Below are 17,079 nucleotides of genomic sequence, written 5' to 3'. Positions count from 1 at the left end.
TTAGCGATTTCGTGAAATGTCGGTAGCCGGTTCCTTGCTATCATTTTTGTGATCTTGCGCTGACAGTGGACCGGCAATACGGGTACGGCGGCGTTTCTCCTTCCATACGGCACCTCCTTCGAGGGGATGTGATGGCACGAATTCCCAAGCTCACGACGACGCTCGCCTACGACCGCTACATGGCCGGCCAGCGACTCGTGTCGAGCGTGGATCGCGAGTGGCGGCATCTGGTGCTGCGCTCGTATCTCGAGCCGGTGCGGCAAGACCTGCTCGAAGCGCCCGGTTTGCGCGACTTCACGCTGATGACGCTCGCGAGCGGCGCCGAGCATCTCGAACGCAACCTCGGCGGAGCTTGGGAAAGCGCCGATATGCGCGTGAACGACCTGTGGTTCGTGCCGCCCACGCCGATCTCGTGGCGCTGGCATTCGCTCAGCGACGAGCCGTTGTCTACGTTGCACGTGCACATCGAGCGCGATTTGATCGACAGCGTCGCGCAACAGATGGGGCTCGACGCGTCGCGTGAACTGTCGCTCGGCGACGCGATGCGCTTCAACGATCCGCTGATCGCCGCGATGCTTGCCGCGCTGCATCGCGCCGCCCGCGATCCGGCCGATTCGCGTCTGTATGTCGATACGCTGGCTCACGCGCTCGCTGCGCACCTGCTGCAGCACTATTCGAGCGGCAACGATGCGCGGCGCGGCGGCGCGACGCGGCTTGAACGGCTGGTGCCGCGCCGGATCCGCCGAGTGACCGAGTACATCCGCACCAATCTCGCCGAAGATCTGGCGATCGCCGAACTGGCCGAGCAGGCCGGCCTAAGCAGTTTTCATTTTGCTCGGGTGTTTCGCCGCGAGACCGGGGAGACGCCGCATCAGTTCGTGACGCGCTTGCGGCTCGAGGAAGCGGCGAGGCTGCTGCGCGCCACGGATCGAACCGTGCTGCAAATCGCGCTCGAAGTTGGCTTCGAGAATGCCAGTCATTTCTCCGTGCAGTTCAAGCGTGGCTATGGTGCGACGCCGCTCGCCTACCGGCTCCGCGCTTGAGATGCACGCCGGCTGATGCTTGCCTGCGCACGCCGTAACGGCTCGCCTTTCTACAGTCGGAATCACGCACTTGCGCAGTGTGCTTTGCATTGCGCGGCTTGCAAACTACGAACTTTCGTGGCGGCGCGCGGTGCAAACTGGCATGGCACGTGGAGCAAGGCTTCGCGGTTCGGCCGGCCGCCCGCGATCGGACGTGGTCTAACTGGACTGACCGCGGCGCCGACAACTGTATCTGTCGAAACCTTGCATCGGACGACAGAATCGAACCGCTTTTGAACCCCACATACCGGATAACGCGCCATGACCCGACTCAAGATGACCGCCTGCGGCCACGCCTTCATCGCCGAAACCCATCCCGATGCGCCGCAGACCGTGGCCGCGTTCCTGAAGCTGCTGCCGTACCGGCAGAAGCTGATCCATGTGCGCTGGAGCGGTGAGGGCTGCTGGGTGCCGCTCGGCGAATTCAAGCTCGAGAACGACGGCGTCGCGGTCGGCTTCGAGAATCACACGAGCCATCCATCGGTCGGCGACATCCTGTTCTATCCGGGCGGCTATAGCGAGACCGAGATCATCCTCGCATATGGCTCATGCTGCTTCGCGAGCAAGATGGGGCAACTCGCGGGCAATCATTTTCTGACGATCGTCGAAGGCAAGGAAAAACTGCGCGAGCTCGGCACGAAGGTGCTGTGGGAAGGCGCGCAGGAGGTGGTGTTCGAGAGGCTTTGAGCGAGCCGCATTTCCTTGCTGGGCACACGCGATGCTTGTTCGAAGAGCCGCGTGCGGTCAGGTACCGATCCGGCACCGACCACGCACGTGAGGCACTCGACACCGCTGGCCCGCCCGGCGAGGAGGAGCAAATGCGAGGCATAAATGACAAGGTCCGCGCTGTAGTTTTTGCCATGTCGATCGTGCTGCTCTCGGCTTGCGGCGGGGGCGGTAACGGAAGCGGCGGGTCGAGTAGCGGCGGCGGCACGGCGGCCGAGCCGGCTGGCGGCGTCAAGCTGCAGGTCGTGACGTTCGGCGACAGCCTGTCGGACGTCGGGACTTATGCGCCGCTCGCGAGCGCGGTGGGAGGCGGGCGTTTCACGACCAACCCCGGCCAGGTGTGGGCCCAGGAGGTCGCGCAATACTACGGCGATACGCTCAGCGCCGCGTTCACGATCGATTTCACGCATAAGCTGAGTGCGCAGAGCGGCCTCGGTTACGCGGAAGGGGGCTCGACGGTGGCGACGCCGGCGAACCAGTACGACTATCTGAGCGACGTCATCGGCAACATCGAAATGCCTGTCAATCAGCAACTGTCGAGTTATCTGAGCGCTCACGGCAGCTTCAATGCCAATCAGCTCGTGCTCGTGTGGGTGGGCGCGAACGATGTGCTCCGCGCCGGCAACCTGCCCGCCGCGGCGCCGATCGTGCAGGCGGCGGCCACCACGCTCGCCCAGCTCGTCGGGCAGATCGTGCAGAACGGCGGCACGCATGTGGTGGTGATCAATCTGCCGAATATCGGGCTGTCGCCGAAGGGGCTCGCTTCGGCCGATGGTGGCTCGAATCTCACGCAGTTGTCGCAGCTTTTCAACGCCACGTTGAACGCCGCGTTGCAAACCGATGGGCTGCAGTCGAAGGTGATCGAGGTCGATTCGTACACGTGGACGAATCAGGTCATCGGAAGCTTTCAGGCGAACGGTTTTACCGTATCGAATACGGGGCAGGCCTGCGATCCGAAGAAAACGCCCGATGACACCGCGCTGCTATGTTCGCCGGCAACCTACGTGAGCGCCAATGCGGATCAGACTTACATGTTCGCGGATGATTTGCATCCGACGACGCATATGCATGCGTTGTTTGCGCAGTTCGTCGAGCAGCAGATCGCGCATAGTGGGTTGGGGCGGTGAGGGGGGATACTGCGGCGGGGCGCGCTGTCGGCACCCCGCCCCTCAACCAGGCCGGGGTGCGCACCCCATCAGGTCATCACTTGAACAACTTCATCGCCTGCGTCAGCGTATTGATCACCCCCCAGGCAAGCGGAATCATCACATACACCCAGAACACCGCGAGCATCACCTTGTTGGTCGGATGTACGGTTTGAACGGTCGACATACGGATCTCCTCACGCGCCCTTGGCGACTTGTGCATCGGTCATGTGGTGCTTCTCATCCACACGCTTGACCAGCAGGTTGCAGATAAAGCCGATCACGAGCAGCACGGCCATGATGTGCACGGTCATCGTGTACGCGTCCGCTTTGGCGACACCGTTCGCGACTTCATATGCGCGGATGTAATTGACGAGCACCGGACCCGCTACACCCGCCGCCGCCCACGCGGTCAGGAGCCGTCCATGAATGCCGCCGACGAACGCTGTACCGAACATGTCGGCGAGATAGGCCGGCACCGTCGCGAAGCCGCCGCCGTACATGGACAGGATGATGCAGTACGTCAGCACGAACAGCGCGATCTGTCCGTTCGCGGCAAAGCTGGGCACGAAGTAGTAGAGCACCGCGCCGAGCACGAAGAAGATGGCGTAGGTGTTCTTGCGACCGATCCAGTCCGATGCCGACGACCACACGAAACGTCCACCCATGTTGAACAGCGACAGCAATCCGACGAAGCCGGCCGCAGCCGACGCCGTCACGGTGTTCTTGAAGCTCTCCTGGATCATCACCGAGGCCTGGCCGAGAACGCCGATCCCGGCCGTCACGTTCAGGAACAGCACGAACCAGATCAGATAGAACTGCGGTGTTTTCAACGCCTGATCGATATGCACGTGGTTCCGCGAGATCAGCCGGTGCTGCGTGACTTCGGGCGGCGTCCAGCCGGCCGGCTTCCAGTCGGCGGGCGGCACGCGGATCGCGAGCGCGCCGACCGTCATCGAGATGAAGTAGACGATGCCGAGCACGACGAAGGTCTCCGCGACGCCCACGCTCGTTGCGCTATGAAAGTGGTTCATCAGCGCGACCGACAACGGCGCCGCGATCATCGCGCCGCCACCGAAGCCCATAATCGCCATGCCGGTCGCCATGCCGCGGCGGTCCGGGAACCAGCGGATCAGCGTCGACACCGGCGACACATAACCGAGCCCCAGCCCGATCCCGCCGATCACGCCGTAACCGAGATATAGCAGCACGATCTGATGCAGATAGACGCCGAGCGCGGACACCAGGAACCCGCCGCCGAAACAGCATGCTGCCGTGAACATGGTGCGGCGCGGACCGACGTGTTCGAGCCATTTGCCCGCGAATGCCGCCGACAAACCGAGGAACACGATCGCGAGCGAAAAGATCCAGCCGAGCGAGGTCAGCGACCAGTCATCGGGCGCGGACTGGGTGATGCCGATCACTTTGGTCAGCGGTCCGTTGAATACCGAGAACGCATAGGCCTGACCGATGCACAGATGCACGGCGAGCGCCGCGGGGGGCACCATCCAGCGCGAAAAGCCGGGCTGTGCGACGGTGGCCTGTTTGGAAAAAAATGGGGCTGAGCCTCGTTGGCCGCCCGGCTCGCTGATGCTACTCATAAGTGGGTCTCCTTACAGTTGTTCTGTTTATCGGCGCTTCGTGCATATACCTTGAGGCGGCGGAGTGTAACTTGCACACGCCGTCGCGTCATCGCTATATGTCCTTTCATTTCATATGACCTGGATCCACGTACCCAAAATCGCGCCTGGCTCGACAATAGGACGTGGACGATGGCTTCGCAATATGAATCGGGCGGACATAAGGTGTGAACCTGGTGAAACGTGGGTATTCTTCACGCGATCGTGCAAATCGTGGGACGCTCCGAGCGGGTTGCTTCGTTCTTCCGACTAGAGCCACTATGCAAAGTCAGCAATAAAGGAGACGCGCACGACGCGCGGCACAAAAAGAAACGGGCCGGCGCGGCTTCTTCGCCGCGCCGGCCCGTCGTGTATCGACGGCGAGTTCCGCCGGTGTCAATCGATCTTGCGCCCGGTCTTCATGCGTGCTGCAACGAGTACCGAGATCAGACAGCCGATCGCCAGATACGCGGCCACCGGATGCCACGAGCCGCCCGCGAAGCTGACCAGCGCGACCGCGATGAACGGCGTGAATCCGCCGCCGACCACGCTCGCCACCTGATAGCCGACACCGGCGCCGCTATAGCGGTACTCGGTGCCGAACAGCTCGGTGAACATCGGCTGCTGGACGCTGACGACCATGTCGTGCGCGATGTTGGCAAGCATCACCGCGAACACGACGATCCATACTGTCGAACGCGCTTCGAGCGCGAGGAAGAACGGCACCGCGCTGAACACGCCGACCAGCGCGCCGATCATATAGATGCGACGGCGGCCGAAGCGATCCGCGAGCCAGGCGAAGCACGGAATCGTCACGCAGCTGAGCGCGCCGACGACGAAGCCGATCGTCAGGAAAAACTCGCGCGGCATGTGCAGGTTCGTGGTCGAGTAGCTCAGTGCGAACGCGGTCACGATGTACATCGTGAACAGCTCGGCGAGCCGCAGCGCGATGATCAGCAGGAAGGCTTTCGGATGGCGCAGCAGCGCTTCGACGATCGGCAGGCGCACACGGCGCTCGCCATGCTGGCCGACTTTCTCGACGAACTCCTGAGATTCCTCCATGCTCGAGCGGATCCACAGCGCGATCAGCACCAGTACGACGCTGAACAGAAACGGCAGACGCCAGCCCCAGTTGAGGAACGCGGCGTTGTCCATCGAGCGGCTGATCAGCGCGACGAGTCCCGTCGACAGCACGAGCCCGACGCCGTAGCCGACCTGCACGCCGCTACTGTAGAAGGCCTTCTTTTTCTCGGGCGCGCTTTCGACGGCCATCAACGCCGCGCCGCCCCATTCGCCGCCGACCGCAAAGCCCTGGATTGCGCGCAGCGTGACGAGCAGCACCGGCGCCAACCAGCCGATCGTCGAGAACGCCGGCAGCAGACCGATCGCGGCCGTCGACAGACCCATCATCATCACGGTGAGCACGAGCATGCGCTTGCGTCCGAGCCGGTCGCCGTAATGGCCGAACACGAAGCCGCCGAGCGGCCGGAATAGAAAGCCGACGCCGAAGGTCGCGAACGCGGCAAGCGTGCCCATCGCCGGGCCGACGTTCGGGAAGAACTCGGCGTTGAACACGAGCGCGGCGACGATGCCGTACAACAGGAAGTCGTACCAGTCGACCACGGCGCCGATAAAGCTGCCGAGCGCGGCCTTGCGAGCCCGACTGCGCGCATTGCGGTGAGTGGCCACTGTGGCCTGCGGGTGGGTGGTGCTCATCGAGTCTCCTTCAATGTGATATGTGCTTTAATCGATTGCGCCGCCCGGGCAAGGCTTTCGATGCGATCGATCCGCGCAGGGAATGTCCGGAAGGTTAATGACGCGACCCGGGATTCACAATCCGCATGATGGAGAAAATGCGCGATCATCGCTCGCGACTGCGCGAATAGCGCGCGTTTTGCGTGTTTACACCGAGCGCCACGGAGAACCGTCGCGGGGGAATGATGTGGGCGAACCCACGCAGCGCGCGGCGTGCTAACGTGAAAGTAATCTTAAAAACAACAGTCATTGATATACTACATACCGAATATTGAAAAATGCGGCGTTGCAGCATATGATTGAGGGATCAATCTTCTCAATCATCCGGAGTTACACGTGGAATTCGTGCCTCTTGCGCTGTTCGCCGTGGCCGTCGTTGGGTTGGGCTGTGCCGCCACCGTTCTGCTGACCGACTGGATTCCCGAATCGGTCGCTGCACCTGCATCGCAACATGGCCGCTTCGTGGGTCTGGGCGAGCAGCGCGGCAAAACGGCGGCGCCGAATCGCGCGCGTGTTCAAGCAGAGGCGATGAATGTCGTCAGAACTTCCAACTGAAACAGTGGCCACCCCGTTGACCCTGTCGTTGCAGCCAATCGGCGCGAGTGCGAGCTTGCGCGATCAGGCCTATACGATGCTGCGTCAGGCAATCGCCGACGCGGATATCTACCAGAATCGCGAAGAAATCCGTCTCGACGAGCGCGTGCTCAGCGAATCGCTCGGCGTGAGCCGCACGCCGGTGCGCGAAGCGATGACGCTGCTCGAGCAGGAAGGCTTCCTGCGCATGGTGCCGCGGCGTGGCATCTACATCGTGCGCAAGAGCAAACGCGAAATCGTCGAGATGATCCAGATGTGGGCCGCGCTCGAAAGCATGGCCGCGCGGCTCGCCACGCTGCATGCGACCGACGAGGAAATCGGCCGCTTGCGCCATATGTTCGACAATTTCCGCGACACGACGCCGGCCGAGCATATCGCCGAGTATTCGGACGCGAACATCGCGTTTCATCAGGCGATCGTCGAGCTGTCGAAGTCGCAGATCATTCTCGACACGATCAAGAACATCTTCATCCACGTGCGCGCGATCCGGCGCATGACCATCTCGCAGAGCGACCGGGCCGCGCGCTCTATCGTCGATCATCTGCGCATCATCGAGGCGCTCGAAAAGCGCGATACCGAACTCGCCGAGCGGCTCACGCGCCAGCATTCGCTCGATCTCGCGGCGTTCGTCGAAGCCAATTGCGATTTCCTCGATTGATGGCGGCGTAGACGCTGCCTGGCTGCTGATGGCGAAAAGCCCGCGAGTGCAAGCACCGCGGGCTTTTTTGCGTGCGCGCACTTCGAGCGATGCGCAGGTCGCGCGGCGGCGAACGGCAAACAAAACGGGGTCGCCGCCGCGCTGCGGGATAGACCTTGCTTGACGGTCATGAAAATATGGTATGTGATATATCAACAATGACCGGTGGAACGCACGACCTGGTGTTTTCCCTTGAAATGACTGCCGCAGAGCCTTGTAGATTCGGCGCAAAGCTGCGGCTGGCAAGCTCGAGCAGCACAAACTTCGCGCCGTCTATGTCTCGAAATCGGCCTTGAAGGAACGTGATATATCACATACGGTATCTTCGAAGCCGTGAGACGTCGGTGCAACCGGACGTATATCGAAGCGGACGCGTCCGTCGATAACCGTTGCACATCCGATTGATGAGGAGATGACTATGTCTGCAGTTGTTTCATCCCTGAGTCCGGCCACGGCCACCACGACCGCCGACGACACGCTCAAGCAGAAGACCCGCGACGCGGGCGTCGTGTCGGGCGGCCATCTGGTCGCAAAGGCGCTGAAAAACGAGGGGGTCGACACGATCTTCACGCTGTGCGGCGGCCACATCATCGATATCTACGACGGCTGCGTCGACGAAGGCATCCGCATCATCGACGTGCGCCACGAGCAGGTCGCCGCGCACGCGGCCGACGGCTACGCGCGCCAGACCGGCAAGCTCGGCTGCGTGGTGACGACCGCCGGCCCCGGCTGCACGAACGCGGTGACCGGCATCGCGACCGCGTTCCGCTCGGAAAGCCCGATCCTGCACATCGGCGGGCAGGGCGCGCTGACGCAGCACAAGATGGGCTCGCTGCAGGACCTGCCGCACGTCGACATCATGGCGCCGATCACGAAGTTCGCCGCGAGCGTGTCGAGCACCGAGCGCATCGCGGACATGATCTCGATGGCCGCGCGCGAATGCTTCAACGGCGCGCCCGGTCCCGCCTACCTGGAAATTCCGCGCGACGTGCTCGACCGCGAAGTCGACGTGTCGCGCGCGATCGTGCCGCGGCCGGGCCGCTATCGCGCGTCGACGAAATCGATCGGTGACCCGCGCGACATCGAGAAACTGGCGGACATTCTCGTCGATGCGGAACGCCCCGCGATCCTGTACGGCCAGCAGGTGTGGACCGCGCGCGGTCACGAGGAAGCGATCGCGCTGCTGCGCGGCATCGAGATTCCCGGCTATTTCAATGGCGCGAGCCGCGGGCTGCTGCCGCCGGGCGATCCGCATCATTTCGATCGCACGCGTTCGCAGGCGTTTGCGAATGCCGACGTGCTGATCGTGGTCGGCACGCCGTTCGATTTCCGCATGGGTTACGGCCGACGCATCAGCAAGGAATTGACGCTGGTGCAGATCGATATGGACTATCGAACCGTCGGCAAGAATCGCGATATCGATCTGGGTCTGGTCGGCGATCCGGGCGCGATTCTCGCCGCGGTGCTGCAGGCCGCGAGCGGTCGTATCAAGGACGACAAGCGTCAGGCGCGCCGCAAATGGATGGCGCAGTTGCGCGACGCCGAAGCGAGCGCAACCGAAAAACTGATGCCGCTGTTCCGCTCGAACAGCACGCCGATTCATCCGTATCGTGTCGCGTACGAACTCAACGAATTCCTGTCCGACGACACCGTCTATATCGGCGACGGCGGCGACGTCGTGACGATCTCCGCGCAAGCGGTGCGCCCGCGCCGCCCCGGTCAGTGGATGGACCCCGGCGCGCTCGGCTCGCTCGGCGTCGGCACCGGCTTCGCGCTCGCGGCGAAGCTCGCGCACCCGCACAAGGAAGTGCTCTGCTATTACGGCGACGGCTCGTTCGGCATGACCGCGTTCGACATGGAAACCGCGAACCGCTTCGGCGCACCGTATCTCGCGGTGATCGGCAACAACTCGGCGATGAACCAGATCCGCTACGGCCAGCTTGCCAAATACGGCGAAGAACGCGGCAACGTCGGCAATCTGCTCGGCGACGTGCCGTTCAGCAAATTCGCCGAAATGCTCGGCGGCTATGGCGAGGAAGTGCGCGATCCCGCGCAGATCGCGAGCGCGCTACAGCGTGCGCGCGAAGCGATTCATCGCACCGGCCGCTCGGCGGTGGTCAACATCTGGGTCGACCCGCGCGAGTACGCACCGGGCACGAAGAACCAGACCATGTACAAATAACCCTCATCGTTCAGGAGATACGACATGGCCAAGGCACTCGACGGTGTGCGCATCCTCGATTTCACGCATGTGCAATCGGGGCCGACCTGCACGCAATTGCTCGCATGGTTCGGCGCGGACGTGATCAAGGTGGAACGGGCAGGCGCGGGCGACATCACGCGCGAGCAGCTGCGCGATATTCCCGACGTGGATAGCCTGTACTTCACGATGCTCAATCACAACAAGCGCTCGGTCACGATCGACACCAAGCATCCGGAAGGCAAGCAGGTGCTCGAAGCGCTGATCCAGAAATGCGACGTACTGGTCGAAAACTTCGCACCGGGCGCGCTCGACCGGATGGGCTTTACGTGGGAGCGGATTCAGGAATTGAATCCGCGCATGATCGTCGCCTCGGTGAAGGGCTTCGGTCCCGGTCCTTACGAGGACTGCAAAGTCTATGAAAACGTCGCGCAATGCGCGGGCGGCGCGGCGTCGACCACCGGCTTCGACGACGGCCCGCCGGTCGTGACCGGCGCGCAGATCGGCGACAGCGGCACGGGGCTGCATCTCGCGCTCGGCATCGTCACTGCGCTCTATCAACGCACGCATACCGGACGCGGCCAGCGCGTGCTCGCGGCCATGCAGGACGGCGTGCTCAATCTGTGCCGCGTCAAACTGCGAGACCAGCAGCGGCTCGACCGTACCGGCGTGATGAAGGAGTATCCGCAATATCCGAACGGCACGTTCGGCGAAGCGGTGCCGCGCGCGGGCAATGCGTCGGGCGGCGGCCAGCCGGGCTGGATTCTGAAATGCAAAGGGTGGGAGACCGACCCCAACGCCTATATCTACTTCATCACGCAGGCGCCCGTGTGGGCGAAGATCTGCAACGTGATCGGCAAGGAGGAGTGGGCCACGGACCCCGACTACGCGACGGCGCCCGCGCGCCTGCCCCGCTTGAAGGAGATCTTCGCCGAAATCGAACGCTGGACGATGACGAAGACCAAGTTCGAGGCGATGCAGATCCTGAACGGATACGACATTCCGTGCGGCCCGATCCTGTCGATGAAGGAAATTGCCGCGGAGCCGTCGCTGCGCAAAACCGGCACGATCGTCGAAGTCGATCATCCGAAGCGCGGCAAGTATCTGACAGTGGGCAATCCCATCAAGCTGTCCGACAGCCCGACCGACGTCAAACGCTCGCCGCTGCTTGGCGAACATACCGATGAAGTGATGGCCGAGCTCGGTTATTCGGCCGAGCAGATCACGGCGCTGCGCACGGCGGGCGCAATCTAGGAGCGAGGCATGCAGACGTGGATGCGGTTCATGTCGGGCGACGGCGGCATCGTGTTCGGCCGTGTCGAAGGCGCCTATCTGCACGAGTACGAAAGTCTCGCGCAGCCGGTGCCGACCGGCGCGGTACTGTCGCTGCGCGCATTGACGCCGTTGGCGCCGTGCGCGCCCGGCAAGATCGTCGCGCTGTGGAATAACTATCACGCGCTCGCGACGAAGCTCGACAAACCCGTGCCCACGCATCCGCTGTTTCTGCTGAAGCCGGCGGCGTCGGTGATCGGCGCGGGCGAGCCGATCCGCCGGCCGCATCACTACGCGGGCAAGATCGTCTACGAAGGCGAACTCGGCATCGTGATCGGCCAGCGTTGCCGCGACGTGGATGCGCAACAGGCAGAGGCGGCGATCTTCGGCTACACGCTCGTCAACGACGTCACCGCCGCCGATCTGCTTAACGAGAATCCGCATTTTCCGCAGTGGTGTCGCGCGAAGAGCTTCGATACCTTCTGTTGCCTGGGTCCGGCCATCGTCTCCGGTTTCGACTGGCGGGCGGCGCGCCTCCTGACCACGCTCGACGGCGCCGAGCGTCAGAACTATCCGCTCGCCGATATGGTCTTTTCGCCGGCCGAGCAGGTGAGTCTGATATCGCAGGATCTGACGCTCGAACCCGGCGACGTGATTGCGTGCGGCACCTCGGTGGGCGTGGGGTCGATCAAGGACGGTGCAACGGTCTCGATCACGATCGATGGGATAGGCACGCTGACCAATACCTTGAGCGCGGCGCAGCGCGACGAGCCACGGCGATCGGGCGATACCGCGAACGTCGGTTGACGAGGGCCGGACCTCGCGGCTCTTGCCTTTTCATCGCATCACGGAGGATCACGCATGCCGCAAGCCTGTGGGAGTGCCGTGTGGATGGACCTGTTGTGGCTGCTCGCCGTGACTGTCGCCGCGGCGTTGATTGCGGTGCTGATGGTGGCGTTGGCCGCGCTCTCGCGACGACAGTTCGGCCGACGTTCGGCGCAGCGGCATTCATGCGTGCGCGAACGCGATCTGACACGCAGGCCCCGGATGCTTGCATTGCTTGGCAGCGGCATCGGTTTGGCGGTCGCGTCGACAGGCTTTACGCGCTACCTGTTGGCAGCGGCGCGCGAGAACAGCGAACGCATCGAACTGTTTGCAGCCGTGTTGATCGGCGCGCTGCTCTTTGCGATCTCGGCGATTGCGTTCTGCAAGCTGCGCGGCGCATTGCAACTCGAGGCGCTCGCGCGGCCGGGACATCACGTCGTCAATCTGTTTGCGCTGTTTTTATGCGGATGGCTCGGTTACGGCTTCGTCACTGAACAGGCACAGCCGTTCGGACTCGCGGCATTGCTCGCGACGGGCGCGCTGGCGTTGGCAATGGGCGTGCATCTGATGCTGAGCCGCGAGTACTCGGCCGATCCCGCTCACGCGGCGAATCGCGTCAGTTGCGCGGCGCGCATGTATGCCTTCGCCGCGCGTAGCGATGGCCTGGCGATCGGCAAGCCGGGCCTGCTCGCGAACATCGAGTGGCATGGCGGGGAAGAGCAGACGTGGGCGCTTCGCGATGTCACGCCGGCGATGATGCGCGTGAGCGCCTCTGCAGATAGTCGGGATGGGCGTGATGGTAGACGCGGCAACGGCCGCCAGCGCGACTATGCACGCCAATGCGCGCACGAGCGGCCGGTTCATTTCACTACACGTCGCTGATCAATGATGCATGCGCCGCCAGGAGACCGGATTGCCAATAGCGAAGACGGCGGGACGATGATCCCGCCGCCCGAGTCTTTTTCGATGCTTCTAGTCGCCCACGGTCGCGGCGAATTCGCTGTAGTACTGCGTCTTCCTATGCAGAATCAGTTGCGCGAGAAAGTCGGCATCGTACGCCCGATGCAGGTGGCTGTGATAGCGCTCGATATAAGCGGTGATTCGCGCCAACTCGCCATTGAACTCTTTCAGCATGTCGAGCGTCGCACGGTCCCAGCGAAACCGCAGCCCAAGATCGCTGAACGCGGCATTGTAGGCGCTCAGGTGCGCATCGTCGGGTTGGTCTTCGTGATCCGCCGCCGCTGTGCGAGCGTTGCGTGTACTGATACGGGATTCAACCGGAGCGTGGTTCATGATTGGCCTCCTCGGCTCGCAAGTGAAAGAACTCGCTTGCAGCATAGAAGTCGCGATCGATTTGCAATAGTTAAAGTTTTATTGGCTTTCCATAGCCTACGGCTTATGCACGCTCAGTTCCCTCACGCGGGTGATCTTTTCGATCAGATTGGCGCCTTCCTCCATCAGGAAGCGTTTGAAGGCGACGGCAACCGGTGGCAGACGCTTGTTCTTCCGATGCACGACATACCAATTGAGCATGACCGGAAAGGTTTCGACGTCGAGCACGACCAGATGACCCAGTTGCAATTCGAGGCTGATCGTATGGGCGGACAGAAACGCGATGCCCATGCCGGCGATGACCGCCTGCTTGATCGTCTCGGTGCTCTTGATCTCCATCGCAATCTTCAGATTGGACAGCCGGCCGGCAAAACCTTCTTCCATCGAATTCCACGTGTCCGAGCCGCGTTCGCGCACGATGAACGCTTCGTTCGCGAGTTGACTGAAGCGGATATTGCGCTTGTGCGCAAGCGGATGAGTGGGCGCCGCGACGATCACGTACGGGTGCGGCGCGAACGGTTCATTGGTCGCGTCGGTTTCGTGCGGCGGACGCACCATGACCGCGAGGTCGGTCTGATTGGTCGCCAGTTGATGAAGCAGTTCTTCGCGGTTGTGTACCGCGAGATTGAGATCCACACCCGAATAGCGACGCGTGAATTCGGCGAGAAGGCGCGGAAAGAAATAGTCGCCCGCGCTAATCACCGCAACATTCAGTTTGCCGCCGGAGACGCCCTTCAACTGGCTCATCGCTTCGTCGACTTCATGGAACTGCTGCATGATCGCGCGGCTGTAGTGGAGCATTTCCGTGCCGGCCGGCGTCAGATAGATCTTCTTGCCGAGTTGCTCGAACAAAGGCAGCCCCGCATGTTCCTCGAGTTGCCGGACCTGGGTGGAAACGGCCGGCTGAGTCAGATGCAATTCCTCCGCGGCGCGGGAAAAACTCAGGTGGCGCGCTACCGTTTCAAAGACCTTCAGTTGCCGCAGAGTTGCATTGCGCATCGTCATGGTCGATGTATAAGGAAACGTGAATCAACATAATAACAAACTTTAATTATGAGTAATTCAGCAATGACCCTAGCATGACACGTATAAGAAGCCGAATAGCCGCTGTAATACGCGGGTTAACGCATAGATATGTGGTGTGGCGGACTTGATAGCGGGGAATAACCTGTAATGCTTACCGGCTGAAGCGTGGTTCTGGTCGGAATAAAGCAAGAATTTTATAGAAGACGAGTTCGGGCATCTGCGGAAACACAAAAGCGTCAATTGAGATTTTTCCCGAATGGCGATGTTCTCGGGCCATAACGATAAGGCGGGACACATCCAGCGCGGCGCGTAAGCCGGCTGCACTAAATAAATAGTGGAGACAAGGCTCATGAACGATATCACCCAGCAATCGACGACCCGTATGTCCTGGCGTAACCGATGGTGGCAACTCGTCATCGGCATGGTATGCATGGCGCTGGTGGCGAATCTGCAATATGCGTGGACGTTATTCGTGGCCCCTATGCATGCGCGGCATCACTGGAGCGAGGCGTCGATCCAGCTCGCGTTCTCGATCTTCATTCTGACCGAGACGTGGCTCGTGCCGTTCGAGGGCTGGCTCGTCGATCGATTCGGGCCGCGCCCGGTGGTGGCAGCCGGCGCGGTATGCGCGGGTTTGTCGTGGATTCTCAATTCGCATGCGACCACGCTCGGCATGTTGTATTTCGCCGCGGTGATTGGCGGGATAGGCGCGGGCGGTGTGTATGGAACATGCGTCGGCAACGCGCTCAAATGGTTTCCCGACCGGCGCGGTCTCGCCGCGGGTTTGACGGCCGCGGGCTTTGGCGCAGGCGCGGCGCTGACGGTGATTCCGATTGCGAACATGATTACGCGCCGCGGCTATGAAGAGACGTTCCTGTTCTTCGGCATCGTGCAAGGCGTCAGCATTCTGCTGCTCGCGATGCTCCTGACGCGGCCGATCTTGCGTCAGCCAGGGGTACGCAAGAGCCGCTTCGCAGTGTCGAAGGTCGATTTCACCTCGCGCCAGATGATCAGAACGCCAGTGTTCTGGGTGATCTACGCGTCGTTCGTCGCGGTCGCGGCGGGCGGCTTGATGGCGACCGCGCAGATCGGCCCGATCGCGAAAGACTGGGGCATAGCGCGCATTCCGATGACGGTCTTCGGCGCGACGTTGCCGCTGCTGACCCTCACGCTGTCGATCGACAATATCTTCAACGGCTTGACGCGTCCGCTGTGCGGCTTCATCTCCGACAAGATCGGCCGTGAAAACACGATGTTCGTGATCTTCGTCGGCGAGGGGCTCGCGTTGCTCGGCATGATGCAGTTCGGCAGCAATCCGTATGCGTTCATGGTTTTTGCCGCGCTGATCTTCCTGTTCTGGGGCGAGATCTTCTCGATCTTCCCGGCGACTTGCGCCGATACGTTCGGCAGCAAGTACGCGGCCGCCAATGCCGGCACGTTGTACACCGCGAAGGGCACGGCCTCGTTGCTGGTTCCGATCGCGTCCATACTCGCGGCGACGGGCGGCTGGAGCCTTGTCTTCGTCTTTGCCGCCGTCATCACGATCGCAGCCGGCATTTGCGCGAAGTTCATCCTCAAGCCGATGCGCGCGCGTTGGATCGAATCGCACAACGAACCTCAGGGCGCGCTGGCCGTCGCGGGTCATGGCAATGGCAATGCGTCGCGAATGAGTCACTGGCCCGAACAGTCTGGCGAATAACGTGAGCGTCGCGCGCCCGGAACCGAAGCCATGAATGTTTCGCTGCAGCAACTCAAGGTATTCGTCGCGGTCGCGCGCGAGCGCAGTTTCACGCGCGCGGCGCGCGAGTTCGATCTGACGCAGTCGGCCGTGAGCCGTTGCGTGCGTGAACTGGAAGACGCGGTCGAATTGAAGCTGTTCGATCGCACGACACGCCAGGTCGAACTGACGAATGCGGGTGCGAGTCTCGAGAGAAGAATTGGCCGGCTGCTCGACGAAATCGAGTTGACGCTGCTCGAAGAGCGCGCTGCTTATGACGGACACACGGGCGTCGTCTTATTCGCGAGTAATCCGGTGTTGTCATCGGGCTGGGTGCCGCGGGCTTTGGCGCAGTGCGCGTCGGTTTTTCCCGAGCTGGTCGTATCGGTCAAGGATCAACCTCAAAGCAGCGTACTGGCCAGTGTCGAGCAGGGCGAGGTGGATTTCGGCGCGGTCTGTGTGACTGTACCTGTCGATAGTCCTCTACTGCACGCTCAGGTACTTTTCACTACGCCACTGCATGCGGTGCTTCCATCCGCGCATCCGCTAGCGCGGCAAGACAGCATCGGATGGCACGCGTTGCGCGAATGTCCGCTGATAACGCTGAATGCCGATACTGGCGTGCGTGCCGCGCTCGCACCGGTACTCGCCGCGAACGGATCGAAGCGCCGGCCGTTGCAGGAACTCGGACATGTTGCGACGGTAGCGCGCATGGTCGAATTGGGACTGGGTGTCGGCGTATTGCCTGTCGATGCGCATTGGCCTTCGCCGGGCGCTTCGTTGGTGAGTCGTCCGCTGGTCCCCGAAACGGCATTGACGACGGTACTCGTGCACCGCAGAAATCGCTCGCTTCGTCCCAATGCGGCTGCTGCGTGGGCGCAGTTCGTTGCGTCGACGACAGATCATTCGCCGATCGCGAACGAAGCGCCTGCCGCAGCCGCGACGCCAAGCTTCAACTGGCGGTCCGTGCGGCAAAGCCTGTTGCCGGAACCTTAGACAGGGGCCGACGCAAAAAGCTTGCGCGACGCGCGGCATTCGATCGATGCGCCGTCAGTCAACCACATAACGTCCTACTCAAGGAGCTTCATG

At 62.2% G+C, this 17,079-nt stretch carries 16 protein-coding genes; 11 read left to right on the top strand and 5 right to left on the bottom strand.

Annotation, left to right across the window (positions count from 1 at the left end; all coding sequences use genetic code 11):
• The first annotated feature begins 131 nt into the window (after positions 1–131).
• The 3 genes from HWY30_RS22120 (at position 132) to HWY30_RS22110 (ending at position 2,935) form a co-directional block, all read left to right on the top strand.
• On the top strand, positions 132–1,043 hold the full coding sequence (locus HWY30_RS22120) for an AraC family transcriptional regulator (protein ID WP_090809261.1): 912 nt from the start codon (positions 132–134) through the stop codon (positions 1,041–1,043).
• A 300-nt stretch (positions 1,044–1,343) separates the two neighbouring features.
• A complete protein-coding gene (locus tag HWY30_RS22115) occupies positions 1,344–1,769 on the top strand; it encodes a DUF3830 family protein (RefSeq protein WP_018424716.1) in 426 nt (141 codons plus the stop codon).
• A gap of 131 nt (positions 1,770–1,900) precedes the next feature.
• The gene (locus tag HWY30_RS22110) at positions 1,901–2,935 is read left to right on the top strand and encodes an SGNH/GDSL hydrolase family protein (RefSeq protein WP_090810433.1); all 1,035 of its coding nucleotides are present in this window, start codon (positions 1,901–1,903) and stop codon (positions 2,933–2,935) included.
• A 76-nt stretch (positions 2,936–3,011) separates the two neighbouring features.
• Here HWY30_RS22110 and HWY30_RS22105 read toward each other — a convergent pair whose 3' ends face one another.
• The 3 genes from HWY30_RS22105 to shiA form a co-directional block, all read right to left on the bottom strand.
• Positions 3,012–3,140 (bottom strand): MFS transporter small subunit, encoded by a 129-nt coding sequence (locus tag HWY30_RS22105; RefSeq protein ID WP_090809263.1) that lies wholly within the window; start codon positions 3,138–3,140, stop codon positions 3,012–3,014.
• A gap of 10 nt (positions 3,141–3,150) precedes the next feature.
• Positions 3,151–4,554, bottom strand: coding sequence for an L-lactate MFS transporter (locus tag HWY30_RS22100; protein WP_090809265.1), 1,404 nt, complete (start codon positions 4,552–4,554; stop codon positions 3,151–3,153).
• A gap of 414 nt (positions 4,555–4,968) precedes the next feature.
• Positions 4,969–6,288 carry a shikimate transporter gene (gene shiA / locus HWY30_RS22095; RefSeq protein ID WP_090809267.1) on the bottom strand — a complete coding sequence of 440 codons (1,320 nt, stop codon included), beginning with the start codon at positions 6,286–6,288 and terminating at the stop codon, positions 4,969–4,971.
• Between the two features lie 375 nt (positions 6,289–6,663).
• Here shiA and HWY30_RS22090 point away from each other — a divergent pair, with 375 nt between their 5' ends.
• From HWY30_RS22090 to HWY30_RS22065, 6 genes are all read left to right on the top strand, one after another.
• Positions 6,664–6,882 (top strand): hypothetical protein, encoded by a 219-nt coding sequence (locus HWY30_RS22090; RefSeq protein WP_090809269.1) that lies wholly within the window; start codon positions 6,664–6,666, stop codon positions 6,880–6,882.
• Positions 6,860–7,579 (top strand): GntR family transcriptional regulator, encoded by a 720-nt coding sequence (locus HWY30_RS22085; RefSeq protein WP_090809271.1) that lies wholly within the window; start codon positions 6,860–6,862, stop codon positions 7,577–7,579. The genes HWY30_RS22090 and HWY30_RS22085 overlap by 23 nt, the downstream gene beginning before the upstream one ends.
• 457 nt (positions 7,580–8,036) lie before the next feature.
• On the top strand, positions 8,037–9,800 hold the full coding sequence (locus HWY30_RS22080; protein WP_090809273.1) for a thiamine pyrophosphate-binding protein: 1,764 nt from the start codon (positions 8,037–8,039) through the stop codon (positions 9,798–9,800).
• A 24-nt stretch (positions 9,801–9,824) separates the two neighbouring features.
• On the top strand, positions 9,825–11,072 hold the full coding sequence (gene frc, locus HWY30_RS22075; RefSeq protein ID WP_090809275.1) for a formyl-CoA transferase: 1,248 nt from the start codon (positions 9,825–9,827) through the stop codon (positions 11,070–11,072).
• A 9-nt stretch (positions 11,073–11,081) separates the two neighbouring features.
• Positions 11,082–11,897: a fumarylacetoacetate hydrolase family protein gene (locus HWY30_RS22070; RefSeq protein WP_090809277.1), complete on the top strand. Its 816-nt coding sequence runs from the start codon at positions 11,082–11,084 to the stop codon at positions 11,895–11,897.
• Positions 11,898–11,951: 54 nt separating this feature from the next.
• The gene (locus HWY30_RS22065) at positions 11,952–12,797 is read left to right on the top strand and encodes an NAD(P)(+) transhydrogenase (Re/Si-specific) subunit beta (protein ID WP_244144962.1); all 846 of its coding nucleotides are present in this window, start codon (positions 11,952–11,954) and stop codon (positions 12,795–12,797) included.
• Between the two features lie 90 nt (positions 12,798–12,887).
• Here the strand turns inward: HWY30_RS22065 and HWY30_RS22060 are convergent, their stop codons facing one another.
• Both HWY30_RS22060 and HWY30_RS22055 read right to left on the bottom strand, forming a co-directional pair.
• Positions 12,888–13,208 carry an HAD family hydrolase gene (locus HWY30_RS22060; protein WP_090809281.1) on the bottom strand — a complete coding sequence of 107 codons (321 nt, stop codon included), beginning with the start codon at positions 13,206–13,208 and terminating at the stop codon, positions 12,888–12,890.
• 96 nt (positions 13,209–13,304) lie between these two features.
• Positions 13,305–14,252 (bottom strand): LysR family transcriptional regulator, encoded by a 948-nt coding sequence (locus HWY30_RS22055; RefSeq protein WP_090809283.1) that lies wholly within the window; start codon positions 14,250–14,252, stop codon positions 13,305–13,307.
• 370 nt (positions 14,253–14,622) lie between these two features.
• Here HWY30_RS22055 and oxlT point away from each other — a divergent pair, with 370 nt between their 5' ends.
• Together oxlT and HWY30_RS22045 are read left to right on the top strand one after the other, a co-directional pair.
• Positions 14,623–15,972 (top strand): oxalate/formate MFS antiporter, encoded by a 1,350-nt coding sequence (gene oxlT, locus HWY30_RS22050; protein WP_090809285.1) that lies wholly within the window; start codon positions 14,623–14,625, stop codon positions 15,970–15,972.
• Positions 15,973–16,002: 30 nt separating this feature from the next.
• On the top strand, positions 16,003–16,986 hold the full coding sequence (locus HWY30_RS22045; protein ID WP_090809287.1) for a LysR family transcriptional regulator: 984 nt from the start codon (positions 16,003–16,005) through the stop codon (positions 16,984–16,986).
• The last annotated feature ends 93 nt before the right edge of the window (positions 16,987–17,079 follow it).

This window comes from Paraburkholderia tuberum STM678 (assembly GCF_902833905.1).
Taxonomy (GTDB): domain Bacteria; phylum Pseudomonadota; class Gammaproteobacteria; order Burkholderiales; family Burkholderiaceae; genus Paraburkholderia; species Paraburkholderia tuberum.
This window is presented reverse-complemented; position numbering and strand designations above follow the sequence as displayed.